Origin of the sequence: Treponema sp. J25 (assembly GCF_004343725.1) — a bacterium.
GTDB lineage: Bacteria > Spirochaetota > Spirochaetia > Treponematales > Breznakiellaceae > J25.
The window spans coordinates 18,492-28,510 of record NZ_PTQW01000039.1 but is presented as its reverse complement, the minus strand read 5'-3'; the positions used below and the strand labels follow the sequence as shown (position 1 = coordinate 28,510).

Annotated in this window: 7 protein-coding genes; 4 read left to right on the top strand and 3 right to left on the bottom strand. The window is 51.4% G+C overall.

Annotated elements, in window-relative coordinates; genetic code table 11:
• Nucleotides 1-92 precede the first annotated feature (92 nt).
• Genes C5O22_RS11440 through C5O22_RS11430 form a run of 3 tightly spaced genes read left to right on the top strand, consistent with a single transcriptional unit; the run spans nt 93 to nt 4,746 of the window.
• Nucleotides 93-1,313 carry an iron-containing alcohol dehydrogenase gene (locus C5O22_RS11440; RefSeq protein ID WP_132781937.1) on the top strand — a complete coding sequence of 407 codons (1,221 nt, stop codon included), beginning with the start codon at nt 93-95 and terminating at the stop codon, nt 1,311-1,313.
• A 30-nt stretch (nt 1,314-1,343) separates the two neighbouring features.
• Nucleotides 1,344-3,269 carry an aldehyde ferredoxin oxidoreductase family protein gene (locus C5O22_RS11435; RefSeq protein WP_132781935.1) on the top strand — a complete coding sequence of 642 codons (1,926 nt, stop codon included), beginning with the start codon at nt 1,344-1,346 and terminating at the stop codon, nt 3,267-3,269.
• Nucleotides 3,270-3,279: 10 nt separating this feature from the next.
• Nucleotides 3,280-4,746 carry an ATP-binding protein gene (locus C5O22_RS11430; RefSeq protein WP_132781933.1) on the top strand — a complete coding sequence of 489 codons (1,467 nt, stop codon included), beginning with the start codon at nt 3,280-3,282 and terminating at the stop codon, nt 4,744-4,746.
• Between the two features lie 218 nt (nt 4,747-4,964).
• On the opposite strand, the gene C5O22_RS11425 is transcribed toward C5O22_RS11430, so the two are convergent.
• On the bottom strand, nt 4,965-6,875 hold the full coding sequence (locus tag C5O22_RS11425) for an aldehyde ferredoxin oxidoreductase C-terminal domain-containing protein (RefSeq protein WP_132781931.1): 1,911 nt from the start codon (nt 6,873-6,875) through the stop codon (nt 4,965-4,967).
• A 185-nt stretch (nt 6,876-7,060) separates the two neighbouring features.
• Here C5O22_RS11425 and C5O22_RS11420 point away from each other — a divergent pair, with 185 nt between their 5' ends.
• On the top strand, nt 7,061-8,257 hold the full coding sequence (locus C5O22_RS11420) for a glycosyl hydrolase family 18 protein (RefSeq protein WP_132781929.1): 1,197 nt from the start codon (nt 7,061-7,063) through the stop codon (nt 8,255-8,257).
• A gap of 133 nt (nt 8,258-8,390) precedes the next feature.
• Here the strand turns inward: C5O22_RS11420 and C5O22_RS11415 are convergent, their stop codons facing one another.
• On the bottom strand, nt 8,391-8,744 hold the full coding sequence (locus C5O22_RS11415; RefSeq protein WP_132781927.1) for a YkvA family protein: 354 nt from the start codon (nt 8,742-8,744) through the stop codon (nt 8,391-8,393).
• Nucleotides 8,744-9,997: a tyrosine--tRNA ligase gene (gene tyrS, locus C5O22_RS11410; RefSeq protein ID WP_132781925.1), complete on the bottom strand. Its 1,254-nt coding sequence runs from the start codon at nt 9,995-9,997 to the stop codon at nt 8,744-8,746. Before tyrS ends, C5O22_RS11415 begins: the two co-directional genes overlap by 1 nt.
• Nucleotides 9,998-10,019: the final 22 nt, after the last annotated feature.

Sequence of the window (10,019 nt, the reverse complement as noted above, 5' to 3'; positions counted from 1 at the left end):
ACCATGTCTGTTAAATAACCAGAGGCACCACACCCCAAAATTTCAGTCTTTTCCATTTATGTGGTATACTATCCTGAATTAAGGAGGGACCTATGGGATGGTGGTACACGGTCTATTGCCGTCTTTATCAGGGTGTTTTTCGGGTAGTTTCGCCCTTCCTTCCCTGGCGAGAACCGGAACTGTACGAAGGGCCAGCAAGCGTTCAGAGGCTTCCAGAGATACTCGAGCCCCGGAGAATACGACGGGTCCTTCTTGTTACTGACAGAGGTATCGTGCAGGCCGGTCTTGCTCAAAAGGTAGCAGGAATTCTTGAAGAAGCCGAAATAGTTCCTATCATTTTTGATGAAACTGTCCCTAATCCTACCATAGATACTATTGAGGCCGCCTTACGGCGCTATATTACCGAAGGTTGCCAGGCCCTTATCGCCCTCGGCGGCGGCTCGGCCATAGATTGTGCCAAGGGAGTCGGCGCCCGCATTGCCCGGCCAAAGAAAAAAATTCCCCAATTGCGGGGGCTTTTAAAAATACGAAAAAAGCTCCCCTTTTTTGTGGCGATCCCCACCACCGCAGGAACGGGGAGCGAAGCCACCATCGCCGCGGTTATCACCAATGCGGAAACCCACGAAAAATTCACCATCCTGGATCACAGTCTGATTCCCCACGGGGCAATTCTGGATCCTCTGCTTACCCTGGGGTTGCCCCCATCCATTACCGCCACCACCGGTATGGACGCCCTTACCCATGCGGTTGAAGCCTTTATTGGCCGCAGCAACACCCGGGAAACAGAAGCCGCAGCGATAGAGGCAACCCGGCTTATCCATGAACATCTACTCAAAGTGTACCGCAACGGGCAGGATGTGGAAGGCCGGGAACGGCTTCTACGGGCCTCGTATCTGGCAGGCAAGGCCTTTACCCGGGCCTACGTGGGATACGTCCACGCCATCGCCCATACCCTCGGGGGTATGTACGGCATTGCCCATGGCCTTGCCAATGCGGTTATCCTCCCCTACGTGCTCGAATACTTTGGGAAAGCCGCCGAAAATCGCCTTGCCCTGCTTGTCCAAAAGGCGGGCATCGTGGCCCCCAGCCTCCCCCCAGAGGAAGGGGCCCGACAGTTTATTCAATATATACGAAAATTAAACAAAGAGATGAATATTCCGGAACATCTCCCTCAGATACAGGAAGAACACATTCCCCTTCTTGTTCAGCGGGCCCTTGCGGAGGCTAACCCCCTCTACCCCGTGCCGCGGATATTTGACGTCGACGACATGACCTATCTGTATCGGGTGATACAGGGGACGATCACCCCATAAAAGTCATCAGCCTGACTCAGGAGCAGTACCATGGAAACCATTCAGAAAGAACGAATCATCGGTGAATCCCGAAAATATCTAGAGATTGATGTAACAAGTCGGACCTTTCAGGTCTTTAGCCCCTCCGAGGAGGATCTGGCAGACTACCTGGGAGGAGCCGCCTTGGGATTAAAGCTTATCTACGACCGGCTCGGGGAACGACTTGGCTCGATAGATCCCCTGGGGCCAGACAATATTCTGGCCTTCATGATGGGGTCCTTCCTCGGTACCGGAGCCCCCTGTTCGGCCCGTTTTGCGGGGATCACCAAATCGCCCCTCACGGGAATCATGGCCACCAGTTCCTGCGGTGGTCCCTTTGGGCTCGCCTGCAAAACCGCCGGCTGGGACGGCCTTTTAATCCGCGGCCGGGCAACGGTTCCCCTGGTACTCCGCATCAATCGGGAAGGGGTACGGTTTGAAGAAGCCCGGGAACTCTGGGGCCTTGAAACAGGGGAAACCCAGGCGCGGGTCATGAAGAGCCCCAAAGAGGGAGCCCTGGTTATAGGCCCCGCGGCAGAACAGGGGGTGCTCTATGCCAACATTCGTTCGGGGGACCGATACCTGGGCCGGGCAGGGCTTGGTACCGTCATGGCATCAAAGAACATCAAAGCCATCGTAGCCACCGGCAGGGACTACACTATCGATGCCCGGGACCGGTGGAACTTTGAGCGGCTCAACAAAAAAGCAAAAAAGATGATCCAGCAGAACAGCTTCGTGCAGGGCTACCGGGATTACGGCACCCCCTACAACGTCCGTTTTGGGGTACAGGCAGGGTATATGCCGGTCCGCAATTTCCGGGATCGTACCGACCCCCGCTGGGAAGCCCTCTCCGGACAGGCCATGGCAGAACGGTACCGAACGATCCATGCGGTGTGCGCCTACTGTGTGGTGCTCTGCGGCCACAAAGGAACCTACCCGGATGGGAAAATCCGGCACATCCCCGAATACGAGACCATAGGGGTATGGGGTGGTAACATTGGGAACTACGACCCGGATCTTATTGGTCTCTGGAACGAACGGATGAACGAACTGGGAATGGACACCATATCAGCGGGGGTCACCGTCAGTTGGGCCATGGAGGCCGCCGAAAAGGGCCTGCGACCAAGCGAACTCGCCTTCGGGAAAACCGACAATATCCTCAAAATAATCGAAGATATCGCCTACCGCCGGGGAGAAGGGGCGGAACTTGCCCTGGGAAGCCGGCGTCTTGCCGAGCGTTATGGGGGATTGGAGTTTGCCATCCAGGTAAAGGGACTGGAACTTGCGGCCTACGATCCCCGGGCCGGCTGGGGCCATGGTCTAAACTATGCGGTGGCAAACCGCGGGGGTTGCCACTTAAACGCCTATCCTATCGGACTCGAGGCCATCTTTGGCTTTTTGCCCCCCTATAGCAGCCGCGCAAAGGCCCGGTGGGTTGCGTACATGGAAGACCTTTTTAGTGCCATCAATGCGACGCAGACCTGCCTTTTTTCTATATTCGGGTATCTCTTAGAACCACCCCTCGTTAAATTGACCCCCAAACCGATATTGCGTCTGGCCATGACCTACACGCCCCGCCTGGCCCAGGCCCTCCTAGATTATTCGGGGCTTTCCGGCCTTGTGGGGGCCATCACTGGCCGGCGTCTTACCATGAAGGATTATCTCCTGGCTGGCCGGCGCAGTCATGTTCTAGAACGATACATGAATACCCTCTGCGGCATTTCCCGAAAAGACGATACCCTCCCCCAGCGGTTTCTTACTGAAGCCCAGACGGCCCATCCCGTACTAAGCACGGTTCGGCTGGAACCAATGCTCCGTCAGTACTACCGCATCAAGGGTTACGACGCAGAAGGTCGACCTACCCTTCGCACCTTGAAGAAACTTGGTATCCGGCCTATCATAAATTCACCACAGGCTGAAAGGGTAATACTCCAATGAGGAGGTAGAGGTGCTTTCTCCCACTCTTAAGGATCAGTTATATCGGATGAACGAATGGTGGGAAAATCCAGAAGCCCGCCCTTTGATTCCCCCTTTTCGAAGGCACCTGGTAGCGCAAATACAAAAACGACTCGAATCTGGTCTTGCTCCAGCAGTAGTAGTACGAGGAAGCAGACAGATTGGAAAAACAACCAGCATCAAACAGCTTATTTTTGACCTATTAGAAAAGGGTATTCCCCCTCATCATATTTTTTGGGTTCAATTTGATGAAATTCCTGAGTTAATACAAAAGGAAAACCCTATTCTAGACCTACTTTCCTGGTATGAGAAAGAAATACTTCAAGAACGGGTGAATGCTGTCATCAGGAGGGGAGAGAAGGTCTACTTTTTTCTTGATGAGATTCAAAATATCCCAAATTGGGCCCCCCAGTTAAAACAGATACTGGATACCACAGGTATTCGAGCAATTGTTACCGGAAGCTCCGCCCTCCGGATCGAAAAAGGAAGAGATAGCCTTGCGGGTCGTATTTCCACCATTAATGCAGGACTTCTTTCTCTTACAGAAATAGGAACCCTCCGGCATAAAAAAAGTCCTCCGCCATTTTTACCTGATAATGGGATCTCTCAACTTACTCAGAAAGACTTTTGGAGAAATCTTATCATCCATGGGCAGCAGTATCGGCAATATCGGGATGAGGTCTTTTCCCTTTTTTCTCAGTATGGCGCTTATCCCATTGCCCATGCCAGTCATACACAACGATGGGAAGAAATCGCAGATCAGCTTAACGAAACCATTATTCAGCGGGTTATTCAACATGATTTACGGCTAGGAGAAAAAGGACGAAAACGGGATGCGGTGCTTTTGGAAGAACTATTCCGCATGGCCTGTCGGTACGCAGGTCAAACTCCTACTATTCAAACTATGTTAGAAGAATTACGCACCACCCTTCACGCAAACGTGGGTCCCCAACGGGTGACAAGTTATCTTAGATTCCTTAATGAAACCCTATTAGTGATTCTCATCCCCCCCCTTGAGATCCGCCTTAAAAAGAAAAAAAGCGCTTCAAAAATCTGTATTGCCGACCATAGCCTTAGGGCCAGTTGGCTACAAGAGATAATTCCACTCACAGGAGATAGTACCAGTGAGGCAGAAGCTACCTTAGCGGGTCATTTAGCAGAAAGTATCGTAGGCTATACCCTCTCTACTATTCATGGGTTAGATCTCAGTTACTATCCCCAAAGGAATAGAGAACCAGAGGTAGATTTTATCCTTACCATTGGCCAACAACGAATTCCTTTAGAAGTAAAGTACCGGAACAATATACGAAAAGAAGATCTGCAGGGAATTATTACTTTTATGGACAACAAATTCAACAATGCCCCTTTTGGGATTGTCATTACCCGGGAGGATATGGAAGAACCAGAAAGAAATAACATCCTTTTTCTTCCTCTTAAAACATTTTTGTTATTAAAATAGAGATAGACCCCTTTTGGCTGGTTCTTGATAGAGGACTACCCTCCCCAAAAATATTTGTGCCCTTAGGTAATAGGAGAGGGGGCTTTTTTACAGAGAGAAAAACACCTCGGCCCCTTTTTCGGCCCTTCGCCAATAGGGTTTCTAAAAAAGGGCCCCTTCCTTTACCATCAGTGGGACTGGGCCCTTTCAATAATTACCCAAAAATACGGCTTTTACTCTTAATAAAAATCCCTCAGGGATTCATCAATACCCTTTCGCACCTCAAACCAATAGTTTAAGGCCGTCTCCTGGGGATCCTTCTGAAACTGTTCTACCCAGTACCGGAGTTCCGGGTCATCCTTTTTTTCTACCATAAGGAGACGTTCCAGGAAGGTGCGCACAAAATCGATGTTTGCTTGGCTTTCCCAGTACACGCTGGCGTTGCGGGAATTGATCCGACTTGCAGCGATAGATATCGATTGCAGATACTGTTCCCCTTTCCCATAGAGGGCCTGGAACGCCGCAGGCACCATTTCTTCCGCCCAGCCCCGGTGAAAGCGGCACACCCCACCGTTGTCCATGATAAGTTCTTTCTTAAGCCGCTCCGCACAAATCTGCCCAAGCCGACGGGGCGGATAAAACTCTGGTCCGTAGTGCATGTAGTACTTCCCCATGATAGCCATGGGAGCTAACGCTCCAGGAGTCCAATATTGATTGGGAACCATCCAGCCCCGGCGCCCATGGGCGGTGTGGACAAAGGAATCCAGGATCCTCACCCCTCGTTCCCGCTTAATCCGCCGGGCCCACTTGCGTACCCCCTCAGAAAAATCAATAAGGCCCCGCTTCTGCAGAATCGAATCGATGAGTTCACAACCCAGTTCCGCATTGTGCATCGAGTCAGCTACCACATCAAAGTGTTTCCAATCCCAGCGGGGCATGCGGCTTACCCCCAGGTCCTCCGGCAAAAGCAAACGCCGGTCCAGGCAATCCATAAGCCAGGCGAGGACCCCACCTAAAGAGATGGCATCAAAACCGCTTGCGTCTCCCTTTTTATTGAGTTTTTCCGCTGCCCGCTGGTCAAAAATTCCGCAGAGGGGCCCCAGGGTTTGATAGGGCTCGTAATCCTTTTTATATTCCCCATTATATTTCTTACACACCGCTGCGCAGGGTTCACCACAGGTGGCCTGTTTTTTTGTTTTGATGGTTTCTTCATTAAATTGTTTAAGGTAATGATCCACAATGAATTTCTTGTGCAATTCCAGCCGTTCTTCTTCGCTCCAGTAGATGGTGCGGTAATTAAAGGCCATAATACGGCCGCCGATAGTGGCGTAGTTCACCCCAAAGGTTCCACCGGTTTCAAACTTCGGATCGAAGCGGTACTTAGTGGTAGCTTCGAAATCCTTCACCATGAGTTTTTGTTTATACTTCTCCTCAAACCACTGGTCTGCCACGGTTCGGTCCCGGAAGTCCTCATCGATCACCGTCCCACCGTAAATAATAGCCGCAATACCATGATCCTGATACAATTTTGAGCCAAAACCCCCTCGGCCAGCCCAGGTATCGATATCGGTGGCTTTACCGTTTTTTACCGGCGCCGAAAGGATACCCCCGAAATCGGTGGATTCTGCGGCGGGCCCCACCGCGAGGGCCCGATATTCTCCCTGGTAGCGGGGGCCACAAAGCTCAAGGGCATAATCCATCATGGCATAGGCCCCACCCCGACCGCTTGACCAGATAGCATGAGAATCCACCGGGATCAACTCTACCTCAATCTCTTCCCCATGGTTTCGATTCAAATAGAGGATAGAAGGAACCGGAGCCTTTTTGGAAATAGAAACCAGGTTGATACCCAGGTTATCAAAAACCAGGCCTGCCCCGCCCATGCTGGAAATGTAAAAACCCCGCCAACAGGGCGAAAAGCCGTTGATTATCAACCGGTTCGATCCCGGCAAAATAGAACCCGCAAACATACCGGTGCCAATATTCAACGTCCAGTAGCGCCCCGAAAGATGGAGCCCCAAATCCACGGGTCCAAAATAATCCTTAAGGGGATATCGCTTCATCCGGTAATAGCCGGTAGAGGCATCCACAAAGAGCACCTTCTGAGAGACCTCTTTTACTTCGGTAGCTTCCGTATGTACGCTTCCCATAGTATTACTCCCTTTGCTAAAACACTAGCAAATAAGTTCAATAAATGCAATGTTGGATATCGATAAAAAATGATTTTTTCATCTTAATTTTTCTTTTTGGGGGCCCTGGATTCATATTTTCTGGGGAACATAAAAAATTTATGGGCTTCCCCTCCTTTTCTTCCGATTCATGATATAGTAACAATATGAAGAAAACATTCGAAAACCCAAAAAACAAGCCGTTTTTCTCCCTTTTCAAGGGTATGGTGGTAGGCGTTATTCTCAGTTCCTGTTCTACCGTAGCCCAGCCAGCCCAAGGGGCGCCCCTTCAAGAAAAAGGGGTAAAGCCAACACCCTCAGCAACAGAGCTTTCAGTACAAACAGATGCTCCAGCATCGTCAGCAACGTCTCCGGAAACAGCACCCCCATTGCCGGTGGAGAGCCCCCCTACTCCATCACCCCTAGCGGTACAGTTTGCTTCCTACACACCGGAAGAAAAAATCCTTCCCCAACCCCTTGAACCTTTATCTTTTAAAGAGGTGTGGGCCTATGTACAGGCAGGAGAAGAAGCTTCTTTTGATCCCCACTGGCCCGTAAGTGATGTGGCCCTTTTCAGTGCCACCATCGGAAACACGGGTAAACTGAGGGGAGTTCCTTCCCGGGCAAAACTCAGTTCCTTCACGGGACGGGTGCACCTGGTGGTAACAGAACTTTCAAACTATGCCCTTACCCATTTTTGTCTATCCCCGGACTTTCCTTTGCGTTCCCAATTAATCCAGGATATTTTAGAGGCCGCAAAAAATTTTGATGGGCTCCACATCGACTTTGAAGCAGTCCTTGCCGAAGATAAGGATCATTTTATCAGTTTTTTAGGGGCCCTCAAAAAAGGACTAGGGAAGAAAATGCTTTCCATTGCCATCCCTGCTCGGACCCGTAAAACCAACGAAGCCTACGACTACGAACAAATCGCCTCGGTGGTAGATAAGGTGATGGTGATGGCCTACGATGAACACTGGAGTGGGAGCCAGCCCGGCTCAGTTGCTTCGCTAGAATGGTGCGAGCGGGTTGCGTCCTACGCTCTTCAGACTATTGGCCCGGCCAAACTCGTGATGGGACTTCCCTTTTATGGCCGCGCCTGGGGACACATCAACCCCTCCCGGGCCTATCGTTTTTCAGTTCTTTCTAAATTGATGGAAGAAAAAGGGATCATCCAAACAGAACTTCGCAATGAGAGTAACTATTTTGAATACACCGAACTCGTGAACGTGCGGGTCTTTTACGAAGATCACCGGACAACCCATGGAAGGGCTGCCCTTTATCGCCAGAAAGGGGTAAACCACATCGCGTTCTGGCGAATCGGACAGGAAGATCAAGAGATATGGAAATACCTTCTGGTCCAATGAATTAAGAGGCACAGCCCTTCCAATGAAGAAGGTCTCCACAGGTGAAGAGTACCTTTGGTCGGGGGCCCCTTTCTCCCCGTGGGTTCTCAAACGGGTGAATCCTGTTGTAACTAGAAAAAAGAGTTCCTTGTGTTCAGGGATTTCCGGCAGCGGCAGGTGTTCCTTTTTCTGTTTCTTGCAACCACCGGGAACGCGCTTCCTGTATCACCTCGGGGGGAATGCTGCGGATTGCCAGGGTAAGCAAAAGGGGTATTATCAATAGGTCATCAAGCTGGCCCAGAAGGGGAATAAAATCGGGGATAAGGTCGATGGGACTGAGCATGTATCCCACCGCGAGGGCTGCCCAGAATTTCGGCCAGAACCCTATACGGGGATCCCGCCGGGCATAGGACAACACGTGAAACCATTCCTGGATCTCCTGGGGACCCCACTTTTTTTTCTTTTTCTCTGATGGAGAAGAGGTCTCCAGAGGGCGCTGTTGTTTCATCACCCCTTCACCACAACCCGGCAGTAGCGCTTTTTTCCAGCCCGAAGGAGTAGTTCCCCCTCTTCCGTAATACGGTCACTCCCAATAAGGGCCGTCACGTCGCCGATGGTCTCTAATTCCTGGAAGGGCCCCCCAACTCGGGTCACAAAGGCTCCACCCTGCTGGACCAGACGCCGCCCTTCGCTCTTCGTAGGAACAAGACCCGCATCACAGAAAAGATCCACCACATTGTAGCCCTGCTCAAAGCGGGACCGGGGCAGTTCCACCGACGGCATGGCGCTTTTGTCGCCCCCACCTCCAAAGGCAGCCCGAGCGCCCGCCAGAGCCTTCTCAGCCTCTTCGGGGCCGTGAATCAGGGCGGTTACTTCGTAGGCAAGACGTTCCTTCCCTTCGTTGGGATTCTTACCGGGAGCGCAGAGGGCATCAATCTCGGCGGTAGGCAGGAAGGTAAACATCAACAGGAAGCGCCGGAGATCCGCGTCCTGAATGTTCCGCCAGTACTGGAAAAACTCATAGGGACTTGTCATGGCAGGATCCAGGAAGATTGCCCCCTTTTCAGTTTTTCCCATCTTCTTTCCATCCGAAGTGGTTACTAAGGGGAAGGTAAGGCCATAACATTCGGCCCCTTCGACCCGGCGGATGAGTTCAATTCCCGCCACTATGTTACCCCACTGATCATCTCCACCGATCTGCAGACGGCACCCATGACGGCGGTACAATTCCAAAAAGTCATAACTCTGCAAAAGCTGGTAGTTAAACTCAATAAACGAAAGCCCCGTTTCCATGCGGAGCCGATAGGCCTCAAAACTGAGCATGCGGTTCACCGAAAAGTGCCGGCCGATATCCCGCAAAAAGTCAATATAGTTCAGGTCCGCAAGCCAGTTTTTGTTGTTATCCGTAAGGGCCGTCTTTCCATCAAACCCGATGAATCGATCGAGCTGGGCCCGAATCGACTCCGCATTGGCATCAAGCTGTTCATAGGAAAGCATCTTCCGCATTTCGGTTTTCCCCGACGGGTCCCCAATCCGGGCGGTCCCCCCCCCAATCAGGGCAATTCCTCGATGCCCTGCCTGTCTGAGGTGCCGGAAGGCAAAAAATGGCACCATATGCCCAATGTGCAAGCTCGAGCCCGTGGGATCACAGCCCACATAAAAAGTAATAGGCCCTTCGTCCATGGTTCGGGAAAGGCCTTCTACATCGGTACACTGTTGAAAAAAGCCCCGTTCTTTCAGAGTTTCAAGCGCTGGATTCATAGTAGGGCCAGTATAAACTGGC